The organism is Polaromonas sp. 39-63-25 (genome assembly GCF_002278925.1).
Taxonomy (GTDB): domain Bacteria; phylum Pseudomonadota; class Gammaproteobacteria; order Burkholderiales; family Burkholderiaceae_C; genus Polaromonas.
Map to the genome: position 1 here is coordinate 1 of NZ_NCJH01000021.1, position 25,619 is coordinate 25,619.

Here is a 25,619-nt window from a genome sequence, read left to right on the forward strand (position 1 = left end):
GACTCACTTTCTCTTGCGTCGCCAAGAGAAAGTAAGCAAAGAGAAGGCGACCCGATGGTCTGGGTCCCTCCGCTTCGCTACGGGCAGCCTGCGGTGCTCGACAAAAGCGGGGTCTCGCTCGAACTCGGCTTCGCCTCAGACAATCGCGAGCCCTGTTCCGCTTTTGCCTGTGCTCCTCGGCCCAGCCCGACGGGTGGGAACAAATGCGGGTTCGGATGCGGGGAGACCTGACGCGCGAAGCGCGTCAGGTCGGGGTACGCGGCCGTCATGTTTGCACGTGAGAGCAGCAAACGCGGCCAAATGAAGCTCTCCGCCATCGCCCAGCGGGGGGAGGGAGTGGGGAGTCCGTCCTACTGTCCAAGGCAAACCGCAGGCGCAGCGTGACGCCTCATGGGTTTTGCGCAACCCTGCCAAAATCTCCACATGCAGTTCTTCAGAGACCTCAACCTCTCCGCCTTCACCGCAGGCTTCGTGGCCGTGCTCGTCGGCTTCACCAGTTCGGTGGCGATTGTTTTCCAGGCGGCGCAGGCCTTCAACGCCACGCCTGAGCAGATCAGCTCGTGGATGTGGGCGCTGGGCTGGGGCATGGGGCTGTGTTCGGCGATTCCTTCGCTGTGGCTGAAAAAGCCGGTCATGGTGGCCTGGTCCACGCCGGGCGCGGCGGTGCTGGCCACTGCGGGGTTGGCGGGCGGCTTCTCGATGGGCGAGGCGGTGGCGGCCTTCATGGTCAGTGCGGGGCTGATCACGCTGTTCGGCGTCACAGGCTGGTTCGAAAAGGTCATGAACCGGATCCCGATGGCGATTGCGTCGGCCCTGCTGGCCGGCGTGCTGGCGCGTTTTGGCCTGCAGGCTTTTGCTGCGGCGCAAACCGCCTTGCCGCTGGTGCTGTTGATGCTGGCGATCTATCTGCTGGGCAAACGCCTGATGCCGCGGTATGCGGTGGTGCTGACCTTGTTCGGCGCGATTGTGTTTGTTGCCGCGCGCGGCGAGATGGCCTGGACAGCCATGAACTTCTCTTTTGCCATGCCCGTGTTTGTCGCGCCGCAGTTCACGCTGGCGGCGGTTGTCAGCCTGGCTCTGCCGCTGTTCGTGGTGACCATGGCCTCGCAGAACCTGCCGGGCGTGGCGGCCATTCGCGCCGCGGGGTACGGGCCTGACGCGCCGGACGGCGGCATCCCGGTGTCCAAGGTCATCACGCTCACGGGCCTGGCGGCGCTGCTGCTCGCGCCTTTTGGCGCCTTTGCGCTGAACCTCAGCGCCATCACGGCCGCCATCTGCATGGGCCCCGAAGCGCACGAGGACCCGCGCAAGCGCTACACCGCGGCCGTGGCCTGCGGCGCCATTTATGTCGTGATCGGCATTTTCGGCGCTGCCGTGACCGGTTTGCTGACGGCTTTCCCCAAGGAGCTGGTGGTCGCGATTGCCGGGCTGGCCTTGCTGGGCACGATAGGCAGCGGCCTGGCGCAGGCCGTGCGTGACGAATCGCACCGTGAGGCCGCGCTGATCACTTTTCTGGTCACGCTGTCGGGCGTGGCCATTGCCGGCATCGGCTCGGCCTTCTGGGGCGTGGTGGCCGGCGCGATCGCGCTATTTGTACAACAATACCGGCAGCGCGCTGCCTGAGCAGTCACCACCCCCTTACAGATTGACCCGTTCATGAACATTCTCTTCATTGCCGACCCGCTGGCCTCTTTCAAGATCTACAAGGACACCACCTTCGCGATGATGCGCGAGGCGCAGCGGCGCGGCCACCAGATCAGCGCCTGCGAGCAGCAGGACCTGATGTGGCAGCGCGGTGCACCCGTGATGGCCCATGTGCGCGACATCACGCTGACCGGCGACGCCAAGGACTGGTTCACCGAGCGCGGCACGCGCCAGGTCGCGCTGAAAGACGTCGACGCCATCCTGATGCGCAAGGACCCGCCGTTTGACAGCGAGTATTTCTACGCCACGCACCTGCTCGAGCAGGCCGAGCGCGACGGCGCCCGGGTCTTCAACAAGCCGCGCGCGCTGCGCGACCATCCTGAAAAACTCGCGATCATGGAGTTCCCGCAGTTCATCGGTCCCACGCTGGTGACGCGCGACCCCGAGGACATCAAGCGCTTCCATGCCGAACACCAGGACATCATCCTCAAGCCGCTCGACGGCATGGGCGGCATGGGCATCTTCCGCGTCGGCCCCGACGGCCTGAACCTAGGCTCCATCACCGAAACGCTGAACCGTCACGGCGCGCAAAGCCTGATGGTGCAGAAATTCCTGCCCGAGATCGTCAAGGGCGACAAGCGCGTGCTCATCATCGGCGGCCGGCCGGTGCCGCACAGCCTGGCGCGTATCCCGCAAGGCAGCGAGGTGCGCGGCAACCTGGCGGCCGGCGGCAAAGGCGTGGCCTTGCCGCTGTCGGCGCGCGACCGCGAGATCGCCGAGGCGCTGGGCCCCATCCTGCACAGCCGCGGCCTGCTGCTGGCCGGTGTGGACGTGATCGGCGACTGCGTGACCGAGATCAACGTGACCAGCCCGACCTGCTTTCAGGAAATTTTCGACCAGACCGGGTTCGATGTGGCGTCCATGTTTGTGGATGCGCTCGAAGCCGCCCTCTGAATTTGATCAAACAGGCCTGTAGCCCGGCATTGACGGGCGCCACAAGCTCCTGTTTTTATAGCAAGTCAGGGGTCAGCGCACCGCCGACAAAAACCTTGAGCTCGCCCGATGCAAAGGCGACCCAGTGTTCATTGGTGGTCAGCGGCGCCGTCACCACCACCGCGACGCGGTCGGTGGGTTGCGTGTGTTCGGCAAAATTCACGCTGAGGTCTTCATCGCTGAGCGTGGCATGCGCAAACGGGTGCTTGCGCTCGACGTAATACAGGCTGGTCGAGGCATGGGCCCACAAGGCCTGGCCATTGCCGAGTAAAAAGTTGAAGGTGCCGTGGGGTGCGATCTGTGCTGCCAGTTCGCGCAGGGTCAGGGTCAGCTCACCCACGCTGGGCACACCGGCGTGCGATTTGGCCAGCTCCTGCATGATCCAGCAAAACGCGCGTTCGCTGTCGGTCGTGCCCACCGGCCGGAAGCTGCCGTGCAGGCGCGGTGAAAAATCCCTGAGGTCGCCGTTGTGCGCGAACACCCAGTAGCGGCCCCACAGCTCACGCACAAAGGGGTGGCAGTTTTCCAGCGCGACCCGGCCCTGGGTGGCCTTGCGGATGTGGGCAATCACGTTGCGGCTCTTGATCGGGTAACGCCGTATCAGTTCGGCCACGGGCGAGGCGCAGGCCGACTGGTGATCGACAAAATGGCGCAGACCCTTGTCGCTGCCGCCGCTGCCGTCGCCTTCAAAAAAGGCGATGCCCCAGCCGTCCGTGTGTTCGCCGGTGTTGCCGCCGCGTTGCGCAAAACCGCTGAAGCTGAAGGTCACGTCGGTGGGCGTGTTGCAGTTCATGCCGAGGAGCTGGCACATGGCATCAATCCTTGACAACGAGAGGACGAAGCCTCCAGGCTGCGAACAGCGCCAACACACACAGCGCCGCCAGCATCATGAAGGACTCGTTGAACGCGGCCAGCCGCGCCGGGCTGGTCGCAGCCTGCGTCAGCGAATCGCCATGCGCCGCGAGCCGCCATTCCAGCACGATGCCGCACAGGCTCACGCCGATGGCGCCGCCCAGCATGCGCACGAAGTTGATGGCGCTCGAACCTTGCGAAATCAGGCTGTGGTCCAGCGCCCGCAAGGAGCCGAGGTTGAGCGACGGAAGGATGAAGCCGAGCCCGATGCGGCCCAGGATGGCCCAGAGCACCAGCACCCAGATGGCGCTGGTCAGCGTCACCGTCAGCATCAGCGCAAACGACAGCGCCAGCAGCGCCAGCCCGATGCTCACCAGCAACCAGGTGGGGTGGCGGTCGGCCAGCCGGCCCACCAGCGCAATCGTCACCGCCAGCACAAAACCGGCGGGCAGCAGGATGGTGCCGACATAGGAGGCCGACAGGCCCAGCCCGAGCTGCATGTAGACCGGCAGCAGATAGGTGGAGCCGAACAGCGCCGTGCCGTAGATGAAGGCCACGATGCTGCCCATGGCGAAAGTCCGGTAGCCGAACAGCGCCAGGTTCATCAGCGGTTCGCGCCCGGTGGCGGCCATGCGCCGCTGCCAGGCCAGAAAGAGCACCAGCGCCAGCGCCGCGCCACCCAGCAGCAAGGCCGCTTGCAGCACCGAGCCGCCATGCAGGGCCACCATGCCGTTGAGCAGGCACAGGGTGCCGGCGCCGCCCAGCAGCAGGCCGCGCCAGTCCAGTGTGGCGCCCTTGCGGTTCGGCGCCACGCCGCCCGGCGAGGTGACCGGCACATAGCGCCAGGCCATCCACAGCGAGGCCAGGCAAAACGGGATCACCATGAAAAAAATCGAGCGCCAGCCGAACAGGTCGACCAGCACACCGCCCAGGCTGGGGCCGATGGCCGGTGCCAGAACCACGCCCATGCCGAAAATGCCGCTGGCGCGCCCCTGCTCGTGCGGCGCAAAAGCCCGCATGATGATGATGGCCGGAATCGGCTGCACCACGCCGGCCGCCAGGCCCTCGGCCACACGTGCGCCCAGCACCAGCGCAAAGCTGTTGGCAAAGCCGCCGACGATGCCGCCGGCCAGTAGCAGCAGCATGGTGCCCACATAGGTGCGGCGGTAGCCATACCGTGCCAGCAGCCAGGGCGTGGTCAGCATGGAGACCGTCATCGCCACCATGAAGCCCGAGGTGACCCACTGCGCCCGCTCCTGGCCCAGGGTGAAGTGCTGGCTCATGTCGGGAATCGCCACGTTGACGATGGTCGAGGACATGATGGAGGCCATCGTGCCGATCATCACCGAGAGCAGCAGCAGCCAGCGGTAACGCGCGCCGTAACGCGCCTGCATCTCGTCCAGGGTGGCGGGGCTGCTCAAGACCGGCTTTGTGCTGTCGCGGCGGAACGAGGCGGCATCAGTCGCGCGGTTCGGACCAGAGCTTGCCGCCGGTGGACCAGTTCTCGCGCTTGATGTCGGTGATGATCACATCCACCGAATCGGGCGCGCCGCCCAGGACGTCGACACTGACGCGGGTGATTTCGGCGACCAGCTTTTTCTTCTGCTCGAGGGTGCGGCCTTCCATCATTTCGACGTGGTAGGTGGGCATGGTTTTCCTTTGAATTGATTTGAACCGGTGCCCTGATGATAAAAGCCCGGCGGGCGTGTGCCTCTTTTTTGTCGGCAAAGACTGACACAAGAACAAGGCGGGCAGGCCCCCGGGCGGCGCGACAAACGTGGGAAACTCCAAAGGAAACGGCCCACCGGCCTTCGCCGGGCCACCAGCCCATGCCTTTGCCCGCCGCGCCAGGCGCTTTGAGAAAACCCCTTGTTCAACGACAGCCCTTCCTCCGCCCCCGCCCATTTGCCGCGTCTGGCCGGGCGTGCCTACCACTGCCATTGCGGCAGCCCCGTTTTTTTCAGGAACAGCACCTGCCTGGCCTGCGGTACGGCGCTGGGTTACGACCCGGCGCAGGCCAGCCTCCTGCCCCTGATGCCGGGCGACCAACCCGACACCTGGGTGGCCTGGCAGCCCGAAGACGGCGCTGCGCAGCCAGAGACACCGCCGGCGGTTTACCTCCGCTGCGACAACCTGCAGACCCCGGCGGCCTGCAACTGGCTGGTGCCGGTCAGCCAGGACGAACCGCAGTTGCTGCTGTGCCAGGCCTGTCGCCTCAACCGCACCATTCCCGACCTGAACGATCCGGCGCACCCGGACAACGGAGAGCTGTGGGGTCACATCGAGCTGGCCAAGCGGCGCCTGGTGTCGGCGCTTCTGGTGCTGGGTCTGCCGGTGGCGTCGCGGGCGAGTGAGGACAGCGAACATGGCCTGATGTTCGACTTCCTGCGCTCACCCGACTTCGGCCCGCACATCATGACCGGGCACGACACCGGGCTGATCACCCTCAACCTCAACGAAGCCGACGACGCCACGCGCGAGGCCACGCGCAAGGCCATGCATGAGCCCTACCGCACCTTGCTGGGTCACCTGCGCCACGAGGTCGGCCACTATTACTGGGACCGCCTGGTCGCCGGCACGTCCTGGCAACCCGGTTTTCGGGAGCTGTTCGGCGATGAAAGCCAGGACTACCTGGCCAGCCTGCAGGCCAACTACGAGCAGGGGCCGCGGCCGGACTGGGCCCTGCACTACGTGAGCGCCTACGCCAGCGTGCACCCGTGGGAAGACTGGGCCGAGTGCTGGGCCCATTACCTGCACATGCGCGACACCGTCGACACGGCCCTGAGTTTTGGCCTGTCGGCCGAAAGCGCCCAGCTGGAATTCACGCCGTTCACGCTGGATGCCTTGTACCAGCCGGACCACCCCGGTGCGCAGGTGTTCCTGGACTTCCTGAACCAGTGGACACGCCTGACCACGCTGCTCAACGAAATGTCGCGCGCCATGGGGCAGCCCGACTTTTACCCCTTTGTGCTGCCGCGCGAGGTGGTGGCCAAGCTGCATTTCATCCACCTGGTGGTGACTTCCGTCCATGACGGGGCAGACCATGGACAGGGGCAGGCGCAAGGCCAGCGCCAAAGTCAGTTCTGATCAAAAATCGGCTCTAGCCCAATATCCGTGGGCGGGAGCAGCTCCTGATTCAATAGCAGCCGGCGCTGCTCCGGCGGCGGCTATTCGAGCGCCTGCACGGACAGGCCGTGCTGTTCGGAAAACGCCTGAAGGACGGCGGCAATCTGCATGTCCTGCAAGGTGGTCACCAGCTCGACCATCTTGTGGCCGCTGCCCTTGTGGCTGTCGCTGATGGTCACCGTGGCCGCGCCGTCGCCGGCGGCAAACAGCGCCTGCAGCGTCGGGCCCAGCGCGGCCATCAGCTGCGCGCGTTGTGCCTCGGGCGCGCGGGTGCCGGCCGGGTAGTGCATCTCAAAGGAAAAATTGGTTTTCTGGCTCATCCTGATCTTCCATGTCCGTCGGGAAGTTTCCAGTGTGCCTTCGCGCCGGCCCGATGGCGTCGGGCAGGGGCGAGCGATGCCGTCGGCGGCTTGGCCCCGAATGATTGACGGACAGGTTCTAAGTATCCCCGGCGAGGTCTTTCATTTCCCAGGCAATGCGCCCCAGCTCGGCTTTGAGCTGCAGGCGCCCCGCGTCGTCCAGGCCGGCCAGGCTTTTGGCCAGGTTCACGCGGCGCGGTGAAATGGCCGGCCCGCGGGAGGCAAACACAATCGCGTTGCTTTTTTCCGCGGCCATGACTTCGACCGCGTTCCCGCTGAAGCTGCGGTGGATGCGACCGGCCAGCACCGGGTAGTCGGGGTGGTCGTGGTGCAGGTTGACCACCAGCACGCCGTGCTCGCCCAGGGCGGCGAAGCAGTCGTCATAAAACCGCTGGGAGCACAGCGCCGTGGGCTGGCCGTCCTGGTCAAAACCGTCGACCAGCAGCACATCGAAAACCGGAGCGGCGGCCTGCAGGTAAAGCGCGCCGTCGGCGGCGACCACTGCAAACCGTTCGTCGTCGTCGGGAATCTGGAACTCTCGCCGCAGGGCGATCACATGCGGGTTGATCTCCAGCACGGTCATGCGCGAGGCGGGCAACTGCCGGTGGCAGAACTTGGCCAGCGAGCCGCCGCCGAGTCCGATCATGCCGATGTGGGCCGGCGCGGGCTGGAACAGCAGAAAACCCATCATGGTCCGGGTGTAGTCCACGTCCAGCCGCCAAGGCTGGTGCAAAAGCATGCGGCTTTGCAGCTCGCCCAGCGTGAAATGCAGCGACTTCGATGCGCCGTCCTCCCGCACAAAAGGCACGATGTACTGCAGCGACTGAAAATCGTCGGGCGCCAGGGTCACAGCGACCTCGCGATCTTGCGCAGGTCCATCGCGACGGCCGGCAGGGCCATCGCCACCAGCAGCAGGGCAATTGGCAGCGTGGCGCTGAAGCCCATGGCCTTGAAGGCGACAGCGCCAAAAATGCCGCCCGAAAAAAACAGCCCCAGCAGGGTGGCATGGATGAACAGCTTGTCGGTGTTGGCCTGGACAAACTGGATGTTGTTGGCCTTTTTCGACTGGTTCCAGTAGATCAGGCGCCCCAGCTCAATGCCCAGGTCGGTGACGACTCCGGTCATGTGGGTGGTGCGGATCTCGGCGTTCGAGATTTTGGTGATGATGGCGTTTTGCAGGCCCATGATGAAACACAGCAGCAGCACCGCCGTCGGCACCAGCAGGGTGGCAAATGATTTCAGGTTGGCGCCCACCAGACCGAACATCAGCAGCAGCACCGCTTCCAGCAGCAGGGCCAGCGCGTACTTGCTGCGCAGTTCCTGGCGCCTTGCCCAGCTGATGAGCAAGGTGGTGGTGATGGCCCCGCCGATAAACGCGGCCAGGCTCACCAGGCCGGCCAGCGCCAGGCCAATGCTGCCGACCACCAGGTCGTCGGCGATGGACGAGACGATGCCCGTCATGTGCGAGGTATAGCGCTGCACGGCGAGAAAGCCGCCGGCATTGATGGCCCCGGCCACAAACGCCAGGATGCCGCCAAACTGCCGGTTGCTGCGGCGCGTGCGTTCCCTGGCGGTGAGTCGAAGCAGAAATTTGAACAAGATGGACCTCTGCCATGCAAGAAGCATGACAGTGGACATTATGGTGCGGAGAACCGGTGCCGCCGGTGCCGCCCACAAGATTTTTTGACGAAATCGGCCTCCAGTCCCCAAGTGATGGACGCGAGATGCTATTGAATTTGTAGCGCGTCGGGTTTGACCTCCGGATGGGCCGGCAAGCCGGCGTTAGGCGGCGCGACCTTCCGGATCCACTGGCGTGGCCTCCCTGACCAGGTGGTCCAGCGCATGCTCCACGACGCCGTGGGTTTCGACCGGGCGCAGCAGCTGGTCCTTGATCAGGCGCACGCAGCTGCGTTTGGTCATGGAGTGCGGCTGGCCGCCGTGGCTGACGAACATGAACAGGGTGCCGCGGTTGCTGGCCCAGATCAGCTGCGCGCGCAGCCAGCTGCGTTTGGAGTAGAGGTCCACCCAGCTGCCTTCGCGCAGGCCCATCAGGATGTCTTCGGGCTGGCGCCCGCCAGCGCCGGCGACGTCCGCCGGGGTGTCATCGGCGCCGCTGCCGGGCGCCTCAGAGGCCGGCGTGTCGTCCTCCGGCGTGGCGCTCAGCGCCGCCGGCCCGGACGGCAGGGTGTCGTCAAAGCCAGCCTTGTCGAGTTCCTGCGGCGCCAGCCAGGGCTGGCCGGCGGCCTTGGCTTTGCGCTGCTCGGGGGTGGCCGGCAGAAGGTCGCTCAGGTCGGACAGGTCGGTTTCGGCCATGGCCATTTCCAGCGGTGCGTTGTCCGATTCGACGGCGTCGCGCCGGCTGCGCACGCGGCGCAGCTTGAGCACCGGGCGGTGCAGTCTTTCCATGGCGTCGAAAAACGCCTCGGTCTCGCCCGGGTCCAGCCCCAGCGATGCCAGGCCCGCATGCAGCTTGCCCAGCAGGCCGGGAATCATCGCGATGAGCTTGCCCGGTCGCTTGAGCGTGGCCTGGCGCTTGACGCTCCAGAGCAGGTCGGTCACCAGCGAGCCATAACCCTGGGGGTCGATCTGGCGCGCGGTGTCGGTCAGCCGGGCATGCGCCATCACCAGCGCCCAGGGCCCGAACAGAAAGTCCAGCACCACGCCGGGCACATGGTCCAGGTCGGCGCGCAGACTCATGTCCAGGGCAATCTGGTCGGCCTGCGCCTGCCGCTCTTCGGCAAACTGCATGGTCTGGCGCATGTTGCCGCGCAGATCGCGCTCGTGCTGGTCCTGTTCGTCCCACAGCGCCTGCAGTTCGGCCAGCGCGGCGCCAAAGGGCCGGGCGTCCTCGATCTCCAGCGCGTTGAGCCCGTTGAAGGCCTCGGTCAGCGAATGGAAAAAAACGTCGAACGCCGGGCTGCGCTCGTCGTTGTACTTGAAGCTGCGCTGCGCCACCCGCTCCATCAGGCGGCGCCCGGGGTGGTTTTCCTCACTGAAAAAGCGCGAGTCCACCATGGCCAGGCGCAGCAGTGATGGCTCCAGCGCCACAATCGCCTCGCGCACCGGCACCAGCAGGCGTGGGTCCTGCGCGACCTGGTTGACCAGCTTTTTCACCACCTCCATACCCAGCACCTGGCCGACGCGGGTGGCGTCTTTCCTGAGCTGCGTGCGCACCAGCGCCCGCTCGCGGGCACGGCCATAGACGCCCCAGACCTGCGAGCTGAGCTGGCTCAGCACGTCCACGATGCGCGACGGGTTGTCCGGCCCCTCATCGGCGTCCTGCGCCGGCAGCGCCGGGCGGTGCGGGTCGCTGCGGGTGCCGTGGTAGCTTCGGACGTCATCGCCGGCATGGCCAGTATCGGGGGTGGCCGGCCCGGCCTGCAGCGCCGCCTGTGCCGAGTCGGGCGTGCCCTTGAGCGCGATCAGTTCTTCTTCAATGGTGGCGTAGTAGGCGGGCGCCAACCCGTGATCGGCGTTGCTGCCGCCGCGAAACAGGAAGTCCTGGAACAGCGCGTCCTTGACGTCGTGGTTGGACAGGTCCGCGTACTGCGACGGCACCCGGGTGAAGGGTTCGTCCGAGGCGTAACCGATGCCGACGGGGCCGCCCTGCGCGCCCGGCCCGGTGCCGGGGTTCTCACCCGCCGGGGCGCCAGCTGCGGCGCTGCCCGGCTTTTTGCCGGTGGTGGCGGGCGTCTGCAGCACCCGGTAGCTGGCGGCCCGCACCTTGGCCAGTTCCAGCTCATTGATCAGCCGTTCGTAGATGCGTTTGAGTTCGCGTCCCAGGGGCTCGCCGAGGTGTTTGATCCACAGCGCGCTGATGGTGGGCGCGACCGGCGCGGCCAGCAGCAGGGTGCGCAGCGTTTGCGCATACACCTCGGGCCGCACCGGGTTGGCCTCCGCGCGGACGTTGACCAGCCCCTGCGCCGAACTCATCAGGCCGTCGAGTTCGGCCAGCACCTGCTCGACCATGGGCGCGACCTGCTGCAGCAGCCGCGAGGACTCGATGCCTTCCTCGACCTCGGTGTCATCGACCAGCGAGAACATGTCGGCGCCTGCCAGCGCAGGCACCGGGGTGCGCGCCGCAACCGGCTGCGCAGCCGTTTTTGCGGGCTGGTTGAAGGCGGCCAGCAGGGCCCCGGGGTATTGCGCACACCAGCCATCGCGGTGGCGCAGCAGCTCGCGGCAGGCCAGTGCGAGGTCGTCGCGCTCGGTGATTTTCAGGCTTTGTGTCTCCGCCAGCTGCAGCGCCGCCACCGCGTGGTCGATAGAGCGTTCAAGCGCCGGCCTGGCGGCTTTGGCAGCCTCCTGCAGACAGCGGAGTAAGACGTCGGCTTGCGATGCCATGGTGGAGAGGCGAGGTGGCTAACAGAAGTAAGAGTGAAAACGTGTCAAGTCAATTTTCTGGGAAAAAATTCCGGTTCGACCCGACCCCGAAGTGTGGGCTGAACTGGCGGGCTGCTGCTGGAAATGCCGAAGTATCTTGTAACGATTTCTAACTAACCGCGCAGCAAAGAGACGCTGCTTACATTCCACCCGCGTGGCCGTAGCCGCTGGCGCCGCCCGGGGGCAACTTCTGGTGCTTCAGCCTTCGGTGGCTGGTTCGTGAAGAAAATCCGGCTTGAGCCCAATAAGGAAAAGCGCTGACAGCTATGTTTTACATAGCAAATCAGGAAGGCCTGTGCGGGTGCCGCAGCCTGCCGGCTGGCGCACCCTGTTTCTGCGTCACCGGGGCCGGATGGCCAAAGCCACAACAAACCGTTGCAGTTTGTGGTGGCTTTGCAGGGGCGGGTTCGCCGCCCCCGGGGTCAGCGCAACGCGGGATCAGTTGGGCACCAGCACCTTGTTGACCACGTGGATCACGCCGTTGGACTGGTAGACGTTGGCAATGCTGACCATCGCCGTGCCGCCTTTTTCATCGGTGACCATCACATTGGGGCCGCTGGCCGTGACCACGAGGCTGTCGCCGCTGGCGGTGGTCAGGGTCGCGCGGCCATTGCCGGCCATCACGCGCTGGCTCAGTGCTGCAGCGTCAAGCTTGCCGGGCACCACGTGGGCCGTCAGAATTTTTGTCAACAGGGCCTTGTTCTCGGGCTTGAGCAACGTGGCGACGGTGCCGGCCGGCAGGGCGTCAAACGCGGCATTGGTCGGTGCAAACACGGTGAACGGGCCGGGGCTCTTGAGCGTGTCGACCAGACCGGCCGCCTTGACGGCGGCCACCAGCGTTGTGTGGTCCCTGGAGTTGACGGCGTTGTCAACGATGTCCTTGGTCGGGAACATGGCGGCGCCGCCGACCATGACCGACGGGCCGCCGGACATCTGGCTGTTGGACATGCCACCGGCACAAGCGCTGAGCAAAACGGCAGCACCGGCTGCAATGAGTAGTTTTTTCATAGTGAGACTCCTGTTGAGGGTTGTTGGTCTGTGGAATCCGCCACAGCGCGTCGGCGTGGTGTCCGCCTGGAAGGAATACGCCGGGGATGACCCACTGGATTCAAGGGGCAATCTTCAAAAGGCCCTGGGCCGGACCGCAGGGAACAATGCCGGGCCAGGCCGGGTCAAATTTCCTGCAGCGGGCCCCGTTTTTCCCCGCTGTCAGGAGGTGTAACCATGGAGCAAGTGAAACACTGGCAAGACCCGGTCAATGCCTTGTTGGGTCTCTGGGTCCTTCTATCGCCCTGGGCGCTGGGTTTCCAGGATGACAGGGTGATCATGCTGAACGCGGTCATCGTCGGCGCGGCCCTGGTCGCCGTGGCACTGGGGGCGATTTTTGTGCCGCGTGCCTGGGAGGAGTGGACCGAGGGGGCCCTGGGCGTCTGGCTGATCGTCTCGCCCTGGGCACTGGGGTTCAACACGCATGAGCAGGCCACGCTCAATGCAGTGGTCGCCGGCCTGGCGATTGCCGTCCTGGCCCTGTGGACGCTGCTGACCGACAAGGACTACAGCGGCTGGACACGCGACTGGACAGTGCGCTGAGCGATTGGCGGCCGGCCGTGGCGGGCTGAAGCCGGTTACGGCCAGATGACAACCACAGCGCAGCGCGCTGTGGTGGGGGGGTGTTGGCCCGAACAGGCGGCAGCCCTCCCATGGGGAAAATAAAAACGGCGCCCGAAGGCGCCGTGGAGGGTAGTTTGTGCATCAAATACGGCCCCGGCCCTTGTTGGACGGGCGCAGACAGCTATTGACTTGGTAGTGAATCAAGCGCTGCCGGCCTTCACCTTCAAGCGCCAGGCGTGCAGCAGCGGCTCGGTGTAGCCGCTCGGCTGCTCCAGTCCCTTGAACACCAGGTCACAGGCCGCCTGGTAGGCGGCCGACGTGTCGAAGTGACCGGCCATGGGCTGGTACAGCGGGTCCCCGGCGTTTTGCTTGTCCACCACGGCGGCCATGCGTTCAAAGGTTTCCTTGACCTGCGCTTTCGTCACCACGCCGTGCAGCAGCCAGTTGGCCATGTGCTGGCTGGAGATGCGCAGGGTGGCGCGGTCTTCCATGAGGCCGACGTTGTGGATGTCGGGCACTTTGGAGCAACCCACGCCCTGGTCAATCCAGCGCACCACATAACCGAGGATGCCCTGGGCATTGTTGTCGAGCTCCTGCTGTTTCGCCTCAGCGCTCCAGTCCGGCGTGGCCGTGACGGGAACCTGCAGCAAGCCGTTCAGCAGGGCATTGCGCTCCTTGCCGGCGTCGATTTTCTCGAGGTCTTTCTGCACCTTGCTGACCTTGACCTGGTGATAGTGCAGCGCATGCAGCGTCGCGCCGGTCGGGCTGGGCACCCAGGCGGTGTTGGCGCCGGCCTTGGGGTGGGCAATCTTCTGCTCCATCATGGCCTTCATCAGGTCGGGCATGGCCCACATGCCCTTGCCGATCTGCGCCTTGCCGCGCAGGCCGCAGGACAGGCCCACCAGCACGTTGTTCTTCTCATAAGCCGCGATCCAGGCGCTGCTTTTCATGTCGCCCTTGCGGATCATGGGGCCGGCGTGCATGGCGGTGTGCATCTCGTCGCCGGTGCGGTCCAGGAAGCCGGTGTTGATGAAGGCCACGCGGCTTTTGGCCGCGGCGATGCAGGCCTTCAGGTTGACGCTGGTGCGGCGCTCTTCGTCCATGATGCCGAGCTTGACGGTGCTGTCGGGCAGGCCCAGCATTTTTTCGACACGGCTGAACAGCTCGGCGGCAAAGGCGACTTCGGCCGGGCCGTGCATCTTGGGCTTGACGATGTAGACCGAGCCCTTGCGCGAGTTCTTGATGCCTTTTTTGCCCTTGCGCTTGAGGTCGTGAATCGCGATCGTGGTGGTGATCACCGCGTCGAGGATGCCTTCAGGGATTTCTTTGGTCGAGCCGTCGGCGGCGGTGTAGAGGATGGCCGGGTTGGTCATCAGGTGGCCGACATTGCGCACAAACATCAGCGAGCGCCCGTGCAGGGTGACGGGTTTGCCCTTGGGCGAGGTGTACTCGCGGTCCGGGTTCAGGCCGCGGGTGAAGGTCTTGCCGTCCTTGGTCACGCTTTCTGTCAGCGTGCCTTGCAAAATCCCCAGCCAGTTGCTGTAGGCCAGCACCTTGTCGTCGGCATCGACGACGGCGACCGAGTCTTCCAGATCCAGAATCGTGGACAGCGCCGCTTCCACCACCAGGTCGCTGACACCGGCCGCATCACTTTTGCCGATAGCCGTGTTGCGGTCGATGCGGATGTCGATGTGCAGGCCGTTGTGCTGCAGCAGCACCGACGATGGTGCCGAGGCCTTGCCCTGGTAACCGATGAGCTGGCCCGCATCGGCCAGCGTGGTGGTTTTGCCGCCCTGGAGGGAAACGACCAGCTTGCCGCCGCGGACCGCGTAGCCGGTTGAATCGATGTGCGAGCCTTTGACCAGCGGCGCGGTGCGGTCCAGTACGTGACGTGCGTACTCGATCACCTTGGCGCCGCGCACCGGGTTGTAGCCCTTGCCTTTTTCCGCGCCATTTTCTTCGGAGAGCACGTCGGTGCCGTACAGCGCGTCGTACAGCGAGCCCCAGCGCGCATTGGCTGCGTTCAGCGCATAACGCGCATTCAGGATGGGCACCACCAGCTGCGGGCCGGCCTGTTTGGCGAGTTCTGCATCGACATTGCCCGTGGTGATGGGGACTTTTTTCGGCGAGGGCACGAGGTAGCCGGTTTTCTCGAGGAAGGCGCGGTAGGCCTTCATGTCGGCAATCGGGCCGGGGTGGGCTTTGTGCCAGCTGTCCATCTCGGTCTGCAGGCGGTCGCGCTCGGCCAGCAGGGCGATGTTTTTCGGGGCCAGGTCCGCCACGATGGCGTCAAAACCTTTCCAGAAGGCGGCGCGGTCCACGCCGGTGCCGGGCAGGACCTTGTCATCGACAAAGCGTTGCAGAACCGTGGCCACCTGCAGGCCGTGGAGCGTTGTGCGTGGGGTTGTTGTCGTCATGGGGGAACCTCAAAAAAGGGCAAAAAGAAGGAAAGGGAAGGAAAAAAGGGAAGCTCGAAACAGTGAAACGGATTATCCCGCCGGGAAGAAACCCAGCACGTCGCGCAGATTGCTGCCGTTGCGCGACGGCTGGGTGCCCAGCTCCTCGAAGGGCAGGGCGTAACGGTTGACCCAGAGGGTCTGGTAGCCGTACCAGGTCGCGGCCAGCGCGTCCCAGCTGTTGCAGCTGACAAAGGCGATCTGCGCAACGGGCAGCCCCGTGGCCTGCGGCCCGAGCGCATAGGCATCGGGGTGGGTCTTGTATTTGCGGATGCTGTCGACACTGATCACATGGTCGAGCAGATCCTCGAGCCCGGCGGACTTGACGGCCACGTCCAGCATCGAAGGATCGCCGTTGGACAGAATGCCGGTGACGATGCCGCGTTTTTTCAAAGCCTGCAACACTTCGCGGTTTTCCGGAAAGGCCGACAGGTGCCGGTACTGGTTCATCAGCCGATCTTCGCGTTCGGCCGTCAGGTCCAGTCCCAGGCGCTTGCACGCGTAACGCAGGCCGGCGCGTGTCAGCTCCCAGAACGGCCGGTAGTGTTCACCGCCATTGCTGGTAGTCACCAGCCGCGTGTATTCAATCTGCTTGTCGCGCCAGAGCACGCCCAGCGCCTGTCCCTGGCCCGGAAACAGCTGTTCCGCCAGCAGGCCGACGCTGTACACGTCGAACAGCGTGCCGTAGGCATCAAAGAGAACAGCCTGTGGCGCGGCGCGCCCGGTTTTGGGTTTTTCCATGGCTAGACTGTATTTGATACTTTGTCAAAGATTAATTGATTAAAAAGTGATTTATCCATGACATATTTGTTGGTAATTTCCGGGGCCTGACGGGTGCCGCATAATTTGCAGCCGACGATTCCCAAGTCCGACAGGCTCCTGGCAGTCGGTCAACCATCGTCTTTCAAGGATTCCACTGTGTCCGAGCCCTCCCCGCCGCCCCCAACGGCTTCTGGCCCCGCCACGCCTCTGCCGTTGGCAGGCCTGCGCGTGATCGAATTCACCCACATGGTGATGGGCCCGACCTGCGGCATGGTGCTGGCCGATCTGGGCGCGGAGGTCATCAAGGTCGAGCCGCTGGGCGGCGACAACACGCGCCGCTTGCTGGGCTCGGGCGCCGGGTTTTTTGCGCTGTTCAACCGCAACAAGAAAAGCATCGCCCTGGACCTGCAGACGCCGCAGGGCCGGGAGATTGCGCTCAAGCTGGTGGCGACCGCCGATATCGTCAGCGAGAACTTCAAGCCCGGCACCATGCAGAAACTGGGGCTCGACTATGCCAGCCTGTCCAGACTGAATGAAGGCCTGATTTATGTCAGCCACAAGGGGTTTTTGCCCGGCCCGTATGACCACCGCACCGCGCTCGACGAGGTGGTGCAGATGATGGGCGGCCTGGCCTACATGACGGGCCGGCCCGGCGATCCGCTGCGTGCCGGAACCAGCGTCAATGACATCATGGGTGGCATGTTCGGTGCCATCGGCGCCATGGCCGCGCTGGCTGCGCGCGCGAAAACCGGCAAGGGCCAGGAGGTGCAGGCGGCCCTGTTTGAAAACAATGTGTTCCTGGTGGCCCAGCACATGATGCAGTTTGCCGTGACCGGCCAGCCGGCCGCGCCCATGCCGGGCCGCATCTCGGCCTGGGGCATTTACGACGTGTTCACCGTGCAGGGCGGCGCGCAGATCTTTCTGGCCGTGGTCAGCGACACCCAGTGGCAGCTGTTTTGCGACGCTTTCGGGTTTGCCGACCTGCGCGCCGACCCGCGGCTGGACAGCAACAACGACCGCGTGCGTGCTCGCGACTGGCTGCTGCCGCAGCTGCGCGAACGTCTGGCGCCGCGAACGGCGGCCGAACTCAGCGCGCTGTTCGAGCAGCACGGCCTGCCGTTTGCGCCCATCACACGTCCCGAGGACTTGTTTGACGACCCGCATTTGCAGCAGACCGGCGGCCTGGCGCCGCTAACGCTGCCGGACGGGCGCGCCACTCATGTGCCGCTACTGCCCCTGACTCTGGGCGGCGAGCGCCCCGGTGTACGCCTGAACCCGCCCCGGCTGGGTGAACACACCTTGGGATTACTGCAGGAACTCGGTTATGGCGAGACGGACATCCAGGCCCTGCAGGACGGCAAGATTGTTGCGAGCTCAGGGATGGAGGCTCAGTCGGCGGCGCAATAAAGACCTTCAACGCCCCATTGCCACCTTTTGTGCTCATAATCGCGGGCCATGAGCAAACTCAAACAGATGGAGTCTTTCGTCTCGGTCGCCACGCGCGGCAGCCTGACCGCGGCGGCCAATGCCGAGGGCGTGGCGCCGGCCATCATGGGGCGGCGGCTCGATGCGCTGGAAGAACGGCTGGGCGTCAAGCTGCTGGTGCGTACCACGCGGCGGATTTCGCTGACCCACGAGGGCAGTGCCTTTCTGGAAGACTGCCAGCGCCTGTTGATCGATGTGGCCAACGCCGAGGCCAGCGTGTCGGCCGGCGGGGTCAAGGCCAGCGGGCATCTGCGCATCACCGCGCCGGCCGGGTTCGGTCGCCGCCATGTGGCGCCGCTGGTGCCGTTGTTTCGCCAGTTGCATGCCGACGTCACGATTTCGCTGAACCTCAGCGACCGCGTGGTCGATCTGGCAGGTGAGGGTTTCGACTGCGCGGTGCGCGTCGGCGACCTGCCCGATTCCTCGCTGGTCAGTGTGCGCATGGCCGACAACCGCCGACTGTGTGTGGCCACGCCCGGCTACCTGCAGCGCCACGGCACGCCGCAGCACCCCACCGAACTCGCGAAATTCGACTGTCTGACGCTGTCCAGCGACGCTTCGCAGACGCGGGGCTGGGCGTTTCGTGTTCCACGCAACGCCCAGGGGCGACAACATGAAGGCGTCCTCACGGACGCGGCAGGTGACAGCGACTACGAAGTCGTCCATCTCAAACCGGGCGGTCCGCTCGACTGCTCGGACGGCCAGGTGCTGCACGACTGGTGCATGGCCGGCTACGGCATTGCCTGGCGCAGCACCTGGGAGGTCGAGGCCGAAATTGCCGCCGGCAAGCTGGTGGCGGTGCTGCAGGACTTCGACGCGCCGCCCAACGGGATTTACGCGGTGTTCCCGCAGCGCAAGCACCTGCCGCTGCGCGTGCGCCTGTGGATAGACTTCCTCAAGCACAATTACGGCGAGCCGGCGTTCTGGACCGGCCAGCGCACCGCGCAGCCCTGAACACAAGCACCGGACCAGCCGCGAGACCTCCATGACGCTCGAAGCCCTGCTCGCCTACGCCCATATCCTGGCCATCCTGACCATGGTGGTGTTTCTTGCCAGCGAGGCCGCGCTGTGCCGCAGCGAGTGGCTCAACGCCGCCGTGGTCGAGCGCCTGGTCAAGATCGACCTGATCTACGCCGTGGCGGCGGGTGCCGTCTTGCTGACAGGCTTGCTGCGCGTGTTCCTGGGTGTCAAGGGTGCGGGCTGGTACGGCACCAACCCGCTGCTCTACGTCAAGCTGGCCTTGTTCGTCGTCATCGCGCTGTTGTCCATCCAGCCCACGCGGCTGTTTGCGCGCTGGCGCCGGGAGCTGCGCGCCACCGGCCGCCTGCCCGACGCCAGCCAGGTCACCAAGGCGCGCAAGCGGGTGATGGTGCAGGCCCATCTGCTGCCGCTGATCCCGCTGGCCGCCGTGTTTCTGGCGCGCGGCTACGGCAAGTAGTAGGCCGCGCGGAAACTGCGCCGGCCCGCACCCGTAAAATCAGCGCATGCTCCTAGTTAAACAAGAATTGCTCGCGGTCCTGGCCGCTGAGCTGGACAAGCTGTCCCCCGGTGCCGGCCAGAAGGCCGCTTTCGAGTCGCCCAAGGTCGCCGCCCATGGCGACTTCGCGTCCACGGCCGCCATGCAGCTGGCCAAACCGCTCAAGCTCAACCCGCGCCAGCTCGCCGAGGGGCTGCGCGGGTCTCTGCTGGCGGCGCCGGCTTACCAGCGCTGGGTCGATGCGGTGGAAATCGCCGGGCCGGGCTTCATCAACTTCCGGCTCAAGCCGGCGGCCAAGCAGGAAACCGTGCGCGAGGTGCTGACGGCGGCCGGGCAGTACGGCGTCAAGCCGGTGGACAAGACGCGCCGCGTGGTGGTCGAGTTTGTCTCGGCCAACCCGACCGGGCCGCTGCACGTGGGCCACGGCCGGCAGGCGGCGCTCGGCGACGCGATCTGCAACCTGTTTGCGACCCAGGGCTGGGACGTTTACCGCGAGTTCTATTACAACGACGCGGGCGTGCAGATTCACACGCTGGCCACCAGCACGCAGGCACGCGCCAAGGGCCTCAAGCCCGGCGACGCGCTCTGGCCCGAGCCGGCTTACAACGGCGACTACATCGACGACATCGCCCGCGACTTCATCGCGAAAAAAATGGTCCGCTCCGATGACCGTGAGTTCACGGCTTCGGGAGACATCGAGGACCTGGACGCGATCCGCCAGTTCGCCGTGGCCTACCTGCGCCACGAGCAGGATCTGGACCTCCAGGCTTTTGCAGTCGGCTTCGACAACTACTACCTCGAGTCCAGCCTGTACAGCTCGGGCCGGGTCGAGGCCACGGTGGCCAAGCTGAAGCAAGCCGACAAAACCTACGAGCAGGATGGTGCGCTGTGGCTGAAGTCCACCGACTACGGCGACGACAAAGACCGCGTGATGAAAAAAAGCGACGGCAGCTACACCTACTTCGTGCCCGATGTGGCCTACCACCTGGCCAAGTGGGAGCGCGGTTTCACGCGCGCCATCAACATCCAGGGCATGGACCACCACGGCACGATCGCCCGCGTGCGTGCCGGCCTGCAGGCCGCCGGTGCCGGCATTCCCCAAGGTTACCCGGACTATGTGCTGCACACCATGGTGCGGGTGATGCGCCACGGCGAGGAAGTGAAGATTTCCAAGCGCGCCGGCAGTTATGTCACGCTACGCGACCTGATCGAGTGGACCAGCAAGGACGCGGTGCGCTTTTTCCTGCTCAGCCGCAAGCCCGACACCGAGTATGTGTTCGACATCGATCTGGCCCTGGCCAAGAACAACGAAAACCCGGTGTATTACGTGCAATATGCGCATGCCCGCATCTGCTCCGTGCTGGCGGCCTGGGGCGGTGATGTCGCCACGCTCAAGGGCATGGACCTGTCCGCGCTCGACAGCCCGCAGGCGCAGGCCCTGATGCTGCTGATGGCCAAGTACCCCGACATGCTGGCCAACGCCGCAACCGGGTTTGCGCCGCACGACGTGGCGTTTTACCTGCGCGAGCTCGCGGCCAGCTACCACAGCTACTACGATGCCGAGCGCATTCTGGTCGACGACGAAGTGGTCAAGCTGGCGCGCCTGGCCCTTGTCGCCGCCACCGCGCAGGTGTTGCACAATGGCCTGAAGGTGCTGGGCGTTGACGCCCCGCAGAAGATGTAAACCAGAGCCTGACACCATGACGCGTCACTCTTTCACCAAGCAAACCGGGCAAGGCATGAACACACAACGAGGCGGGACCCTGCTGGGGCTCATTATTGGTGCGCTGATCGGCCTGGCCGCTGCCCTGGCGGTGGCCGTCTACATCACCAAGGTGCCGGTGCCTTTCATGAACAAGAGCCAGTCGCGCAGCCCCGACCATGACGCGGCCGAGGCCAAGAAAAACCGGGACTGGGACCCCAATGCCCCCCTGTATGGCAAAAACCCGGCCAAGCCGTCTGCGGCGTCGGGCGGACCGGTGATCGATGTCACGCCCCAGAAGCCGGCAGCGGCGCCTGTGGCCCCGGCTGAGCCGGCTGCCAGGACCGCCAAACCCGCGGTCGACCCGATCGGGGACCTGGCCAAGGCCAGGCTGGCCGCACCGGCCGCCGCCCCCGGGGCCGACCCGTTCACCTATTTTGTGCAGGTGGGCGCCTTCCGCACCCCCGAGGACGCCGAGCAGCAGCGCGCCAAGATCTCGCTGATGGGATTGGAGGCCAGGGTGACCGAACGCGAGCAGTCCGGCCGCACGGTGTTCCGGGTGCGGCTGGGGCCTTTCGACAAGAAGGACGACGCCGACAAGGCCAAGGAACGGCTTGACGGCAGCGGCATAGAAACCGCCCTGGTTCGCGTCCAGCGCTGAACTTTCTGCCGGCAGGGTATCCAACCTTCTCGCACCCCGCCAGCACTAACGGAGAAATGACTGATGCAACGACGTGAATTTTCGATGGCCACCGCTTCGGTGGCTGCCGCCGCCTCTCTGGGCGCCCTGAGTATCCCGGCCCAGGCCCAGGGGCCGGCGCCGCGCGCGGGAACCGACTTCCTGGTCCTGGACAAACCGGCCCCGGTCGAGGCCCCGGCCGGTAAGGTTGAGGTGGTGGAGTTCTTCTGGTACAGCTGCCCGCACTGCAACACTTTTGAACCGGCACTGGACGAGTGGATCAAAAAGGCGCCGAAAGACGTGGTGGTCCGCCGCGTGCCGATCGCCTTCCGTGCCGATTTCGAGCCGCAGCAGCGCCTTTACTACGTGCTCGAGGCCATGAACAAGGTCGACGAACTGCACAAAAAGGTGTTTTACGCCATCCATGTGGAAAAGCAGACGCTCAAAACGCCGGAACTGATTGCGGACTGGGCTGAAAAGCAGGGCCTCAACAAGGCGAAGTTTCTCGAGACCTACAACTCGTTTTCGGTGGCGACCAAGGCCCGCAAGGCCACCCAGCTGCAGGATGCCTACAAGATCGACGGCGTTCCGGCGCTTGGCGTCGCCGGGCGTTATTTCACCTCTGGGTCGATGGCACAGACCATGGGGCGCGCGCTGCTGGTCACTGACTACCTGATTGCCCAGGTCAGGAAGGGTTAGCCCCCACGGTCGCTCACTGCGTGTAGCTCCCTGCCCCCCGAGGGGGCCGCTGCGCCTGCGGCCCGGCAGAGCCGGTTCCGCGGCCCCGGCTGGTGGAGAAGCAGCAGCCCCCGTGCTTGTTGCTTCCCATCCCGTTCGTCCTGAGCTTGTCGAAGCATGTCCCTTGGGAGCTATCGAGCCCCGCCCCGAATGGACGGGTTTTTTATGGGGGCGGCGGATTCCCCGGAGTTGCGTCGCTACAATGGGCCAACACCACCAAAGCAGCAAGATTCGTGCCTTTATGAAAAAAACCGCCTGTGTACTGATGCTGGCCGCCGTCTTCGCGGCTTTTCCGGTTGCGGCTGAAAAGGCCGACCGCGACAAGCCCATGAACGCCGAGGCCGACGCCCTGCGTTACGACGACCTCAAGCAAACCAGTGTTTTCACCGGCAACGTGGTCATCACCAAGGGGACCATCATTGTTCGTGGCGCCCGCGTCGATGTCCAGCAGGACCCCGAGGGCTACCAGAACGCGATCGTGATTGCGGCACCCGACAAGCTGGCCTACTACCGCAAGAAGCGCGAAGGTGTTGATGAATACATCGAAGGCGAGGGCGAAAGAATCGAATACGACAGCCGTGCCGACACCGTCAAGTTCATCAGGCGCGCCGTGCTGCGCCGTTACGTGGGCGCCACCCTGGCCGATGAAACCACCGGCGAGCTGATTGTTTACGACAACCCGACCGATGTCTTCACCGTCGACGCCGGCGCCCAGACCAGGACCCCCTCCAACCCGACGGGGCGCGTGCGCGCCATGCTGGCCCCGCGCAACACGGTTTCCGGCGCCCCCGCAGCGCCCGCGCCGGCCGGGCCTTCTCCCTCCCTGCGGCCCAGCACCACGCTGGGCAATGACAAGAAGTAACCAAACTCCCATGGATGTGTCCCCGGAAACCGCTCCCGTCAGCCGCCTGGTCGCCACCGGCCTGCAAAAATCGTACGGAAGCCGTCAGGTCGTCAGGGATGTCTCCCTTGCGGTGAAAAAAGGTGAAGTGGTCGGCCTGCTCGGTCCCAACGGCGCCGGCAAGACGACTTCCTTTTACATGATCGTCGGGCTGGTGCGCGCCGACGCCGGCGAGATCACCATCGACGGCGAGTCGATCGAGCACATGCCCATCCACAAGCGTTCGCGCCTGGGCCTGAGCTACCTGCCGCAGGAGGCCTCGATTTTCCGCAAGCTCACGGTCGAGCAGAATGTGCGCGCCGTGCTGGAGCTGCAGACCGACGAGGCCGGCAAACCGCTCAATGCCGCGGTGCTCAACAAGCGCCTGGATTCATTGCTGCAGGACCTGCGGGTCGACCACCTGCGCGACTCGCCGGCACCGGCCCTGTCCGGCGGCGAGCGTCGCCGCGTGGAAATCGCCCGCGCGCTGGCCACGCAGCCGCGCTTCATCCTGCTCGACGAGCCGTTTGCCGGCATCGACCCGATCGCGGTGATCGAGATCCAGCGCATCATCGGTTTCCTCAAGTCGCGCGGCATCGGCGTGCTGATCACCGACCACAACGTGCGCGAAACGTTGGGCATCTGCGACCACGCGTACATCATCAGCGACGGCCATGTGCTGGCCACGGGAACCCCTTCTGAAATCGTCAACAACGCCGATGTGCGCCGGGTCTACCTCGGTGAGCACTTCAAGATGTGATGGTTCCCCCCCGTTGTCGCTCACTGCGTGTAGCTCCCTCCCCCCTGCAGGGGGCGGCGCCTGCGCCCCGGCCAAGCCGGTTGCGCGGCCCCTGCTTGCTTAATACCTCCCAACCCGCGTTGCTGCGCGTTTAAGGGGTGGCATGAAGCAGGGACTTTCCCTTCGCGTCTCGCAGCATCTGGCGCTCACGCCCCAGTTGCAGCAGTCGATCCGCCTGCTGCAGCTGTCGACGCTGGAGCTGAGCCAGGAAGTCGAGCAGATGCTCGACGAAAACCCGTTTCTTGAAGTGGCCGAGGAGGCCGCACCGCGTGAGGATTTCGGCCTGGGTCAGGTGGACACGCCGGTCAGTCAGGAAACCCGCGAGTTTGAATCCACTACGGATTCCATAGCAGTCAGCGCAGAAGATACGGGCGCTGCAGGCCAAAATGATGCCGAACCGAGCAGCGAGGCCAAACTCGAGGAAAGCTGGGAGGGCGACGGCAGCGTCGACACCGCACCTGACGACAACGAATGGGGCGGCGACGCCACGCCGCGCAAGAACAACAACGACGACAGCGATGTGGATGCCACCGAACTGGCGCGCAGCCATGAGTCGCTGCAGGACCACCTGCACCGGCAGGCTCTTTCGCTGCGCCTGTCGCCCGAGGGCAAGGCCGCGCTGCATTTCCTGATCGAATCGCTCAACGATGACGGTTACCTCGAAGACAGCCTGTCCTCGCTGGCCGCCGGCCTGGCCGGGGATGACCTCGAGCAGCTTGAAGCGGTGGAGCATGAGTTCGCGGTGGCGCTCAAGCTGCTGCAGCACATGGAGCCTGCCGGCGTCGGCGCGCGCAACCTCGCCGAGTGCCTGAGCCTGCAACTGCTCGACTGCAAAAACAACGACGAGACCCGCGCCGCCATTGCGATGTGCCAGCAACCCATGGAGCTGCTGGCCAAGCGCGACGTCAAACGCCTGTCGCAACTCTGCGGTTTCCCCGAGGCGGTGATCAAGGGCGCGATCGGCCTGATTGGCCGGCTCGACCCCAAGCCGGGCCGGCGTTTTGTCAACGTCGAGCGCAACCTGATCGTGCCCGACGTGCTGGTGGTCAAGTCCGGCCGCGGTTTCAAGGTCTCGCTCAACAGCGACGTGATGCCGCGCCTGCGCGTGCACGACATCTACGCCAACGCCCTCAAGCAGAACAAGGGCCAGGGCGGCCAGGCGCTGCAGCAGCGTCTGCAGGAGGCGCGCTGGTTCATCAAGAACATCCAGCAGCGTTTTGACACCATCCTGCGCGTCAGCAGCGCGATTGTCGAGCGCCAGAAAAACTTCTTCACGCACGGCGAGCTGGCGATGCGGCCGCTGGTGCTGCGCGAGATCGCCGACGAACTCGGCCTGCACGAATCGACGATCTCACGCGTGACCACCGCCAAGTACATGAGCACGCCCTTCGGCACTTTCGAACTCAAGTATTTCTTCGGCTCGGCACTCGGCACCGAGACCGGCGGCAATGCGTCCAGCACCGCGGTGCGCGCGCTGATCAAGCAGTTTGTCGCGTCCGAAAGCCTGAAAAAGCCGCTCAGCGACAACCAGATTTCCGAGATGCTCAAGGAGCAGGGCATTGAATGCGCGCGCCGCACGGTTGCCAAATACCGCGAAGCGCTGCGCATTGCGCCGGCCAACCTCCGAAAATCTTTATGAACATGGCCCCCACGCTCCCGCACTTCGTGTCGTT

General features: G+C 65.1%; 23 protein-coding genes. 13 read left to right on the forward strand and 10 right to left on the reverse strand.

Features of this window, described 5'->3' with window-relative positions; genetic code table 11:
- The first annotated feature begins 423 nt into the window (after positions 1–423).
- Together B7X65_RS19405 and gshB are read left to right on the forward strand one after the other, a co-directional pair.
- Complete coding sequence (locus B7X65_RS19405; RefSeq protein WP_293595937.1) at positions 424–1,623, forward strand: benzoate/H(+) symporter BenE family transporter; 1,200 nt, start codon at positions 424–426, stop codon at positions 1,621–1,623.
- Positions 1,624–1,656: 33 nt separating this feature from the next.
- Positions 1,657–2,598: a glutathione synthase gene (gene gshB / locus B7X65_RS19410; protein WP_293595938.1), complete on the forward strand. Its 942-nt coding sequence runs from the start codon at positions 1,657–1,659 to the stop codon at positions 2,596–2,598.
- Between the two features lie 55 nt (positions 2,599–2,653).
- On the opposite strand, the gene B7X65_RS19415 is transcribed toward gshB, so the two are convergent.
- The 3 genes from B7X65_RS19415 to B7X65_RS19425 are packed head-to-tail and all read right to left on the reverse strand — an operon-like array spanning position 2,654 to position 5,139.
- The gene (locus B7X65_RS19415) at positions 2,654–3,448 is read right to left on the reverse strand and encodes a class II glutamine amidotransferase (protein ID WP_293595939.1); all 795 of its coding nucleotides are present in this window, start codon (positions 3,446–3,448) and stop codon (positions 2,654–2,656) included.
- Between the two features lie 4 nt (positions 3,449–3,452).
- On the reverse strand, positions 3,453–4,910 hold the full coding sequence (locus B7X65_RS19420; RefSeq protein ID WP_324488589.1) for an MFS transporter: 1,458 nt from the start codon (positions 4,908–4,910) through the stop codon (positions 3,453–3,455).
- A 37-nt stretch (positions 4,911–4,947) separates the two neighbouring features.
- On the reverse strand, positions 4,948–5,139 hold the full coding sequence (locus B7X65_RS19425) for a 4-oxalocrotonate tautomerase (RefSeq protein ID WP_293595940.1): 192 nt from the start codon (positions 5,137–5,139) through the stop codon (positions 4,948–4,950).
- Positions 5,140–5,358: 219 nt separating this feature from the next.
- Here B7X65_RS19425 and B7X65_RS19430 point away from each other — a divergent pair, with 219 nt between their 5' ends.
- Positions 5,359–6,576, forward strand: coding sequence for a putative zinc-binding metallopeptidase (locus B7X65_RS19430; protein WP_293595941.1), 1,218 nt, complete (start codon positions 5,359–5,361; stop codon positions 6,574–6,576).
- A gap of 80 nt (positions 6,577–6,656) precedes the next feature.
- Here B7X65_RS19430 and B7X65_RS19435 read toward each other — a convergent pair whose 3' ends face one another.
- From B7X65_RS19435 to B7X65_RS19455, 5 genes are all read right to left on the reverse strand, one after another.
- Positions 6,657–6,935 (reverse strand): hypothetical protein, encoded by a 279-nt coding sequence (locus B7X65_RS19435; RefSeq protein WP_293595942.1) that lies wholly within the window; start codon positions 6,933–6,935, stop codon positions 6,657–6,659.
- A gap of 118 nt (positions 6,936–7,053) precedes the next feature.
- Entirely contained in the window at positions 7,054–7,824 is a 771-nt protein-coding gene (locus B7X65_RS19440; protein ID WP_293595943.1) for a fused MFS/spermidine synthase, read from the reverse strand.
- Positions 7,821–8,573, reverse strand: a complete 753-nt coding sequence (locus B7X65_RS19445; RefSeq protein ID WP_324488593.1) for a YoaK family protein — start codon at positions 8,571–8,573, stop codon at positions 7,821–7,823. The genes B7X65_RS19440 and B7X65_RS19445 overlap by 4 nt, the downstream gene beginning before the upstream one ends.
- A gap of 183 nt (positions 8,574–8,756) precedes the next feature.
- Positions 8,757–11,318, reverse strand: a complete 2,562-nt coding sequence (locus B7X65_RS19450) for a DUF1631 family protein (RefSeq protein WP_293595944.1) — start codon at positions 11,316–11,318, stop codon at positions 8,757–8,759.
- Positions 11,319–11,795: 477 nt separating this feature from the next.
- Positions 11,796–12,365, reverse strand: a complete 570-nt coding sequence (locus tag B7X65_RS19455; protein ID WP_293595945.1) for a fasciclin domain-containing protein — start codon at positions 12,363–12,365, stop codon at positions 11,796–11,798.
- Between the two features lie 216 nt (positions 12,366–12,581).
- On the opposite strand from B7X65_RS19455, the gene B7X65_RS19460 reads away from it, so the two are divergent.
- Positions 12,582–12,947, forward strand: coding sequence for an SPW repeat protein (locus B7X65_RS19460; protein ID WP_293595946.1), 366 nt, complete (start codon positions 12,582–12,584; stop codon positions 12,945–12,947).
- A gap of 221 nt (positions 12,948–13,168) precedes the next feature.
- Here the strand turns inward: B7X65_RS19460 and B7X65_RS19465 are convergent, their stop codons facing one another.
- A complete protein-coding gene (locus B7X65_RS19465; protein WP_293595947.1) occupies positions 13,169–15,385 on the reverse strand; it encodes a malate synthase G in 2,217 nt (738 codons plus the stop codon).
- A gap of 72 nt (positions 15,386–15,457) precedes the next feature.
- Positions 15,458–16,165, reverse strand: coding sequence for a haloacid dehalogenase type II (locus tag B7X65_RS19470; protein WP_293595948.1), 708 nt, complete (start codon positions 16,163–16,165; stop codon positions 15,458–15,460).
- 177 nt (positions 16,166–16,342) lie between these two features.
- On the opposite strand from B7X65_RS19470, the gene B7X65_RS19475 reads away from it, so the two are divergent.
- The 9 genes from B7X65_RS19475 to B7X65_RS19515 all read left to right on the forward strand — a co-directional run bounded on the left by B7X65_RS19475 (position 16,343) and on the right by B7X65_RS19515 (position 25,585).
- A complete protein-coding gene (locus B7X65_RS19475) occupies positions 16,343–17,593 on the forward strand; it encodes a CaiB/BaiF CoA-transferase family protein (RefSeq protein WP_293595949.1) in 1,251 nt (416 codons plus the stop codon).
- Between the two features lie 48 nt (positions 17,594–17,641).
- Positions 17,642–18,625, forward strand: coding sequence for a LysR family transcriptional regulator (locus tag B7X65_RS19480; RefSeq protein WP_293595950.1), 984 nt, complete (start codon positions 17,642–17,644; stop codon positions 18,623–18,625).
- A gap of 31 nt (positions 18,626–18,656) precedes the next feature.
- Positions 18,657–19,109 carry a DUF2214 family protein gene (locus tag B7X65_RS19485; protein WP_293595951.1) on the forward strand — a complete coding sequence of 151 codons (453 nt, stop codon included), beginning with the start codon at positions 18,657–18,659 and terminating at the stop codon, positions 19,107–19,109.
- A 46-nt stretch (positions 19,110–19,155) separates the two neighbouring features.
- Complete coding sequence (gene argS / locus B7X65_RS19490; protein ID WP_293595952.1) at positions 19,156–20,832, forward strand: arginine--tRNA ligase; 1,677 nt, start codon at positions 19,156–19,158, stop codon at positions 20,830–20,832.
- Positions 20,833–20,887: 55 nt separating this feature from the next.
- Entirely contained in the window at positions 20,888–21,511 is a 624-nt protein-coding gene (locus B7X65_RS19495) for an SPOR domain-containing protein (RefSeq protein WP_293595953.1), read from the forward strand.
- Between the two features lie 63 nt (positions 21,512–21,574).
- Positions 21,575–22,228, forward strand: coding sequence for a thiol:disulfide interchange protein DsbA/DsbL (locus B7X65_RS19500; protein ID WP_293595954.1), 654 nt, complete (start codon positions 21,575–21,577; stop codon positions 22,226–22,228).
- A gap of 280 nt (positions 22,229–22,508) precedes the next feature.
- Positions 22,509–23,129 (forward strand): lipopolysaccharide transport periplasmic protein LptA, encoded by a 621-nt coding sequence (gene lptA / locus B7X65_RS19505; RefSeq protein ID WP_293595955.1) that lies wholly within the window; start codon positions 22,509–22,511, stop codon positions 23,127–23,129.
- A 10-nt stretch (positions 23,130–23,139) separates the two neighbouring features.
- Positions 23,140–23,907: an LPS export ABC transporter ATP-binding protein gene (lptB, locus tag B7X65_RS19510; protein WP_293595956.1), complete on the forward strand. Its 768-nt coding sequence runs from the start codon at positions 23,140–23,142 to the stop codon at positions 23,905–23,907.
- A gap of 142 nt (positions 23,908–24,049) precedes the next feature.
- Positions 24,050–25,585: an RNA polymerase factor sigma-54 gene (locus B7X65_RS19515; protein ID WP_293595957.1), complete on the forward strand. Its 1,536-nt coding sequence runs from the start codon at positions 24,050–24,052 to the stop codon at positions 25,583–25,585.
- The last annotated feature ends 34 nt before the right edge of the window (positions 25,586–25,619 follow it).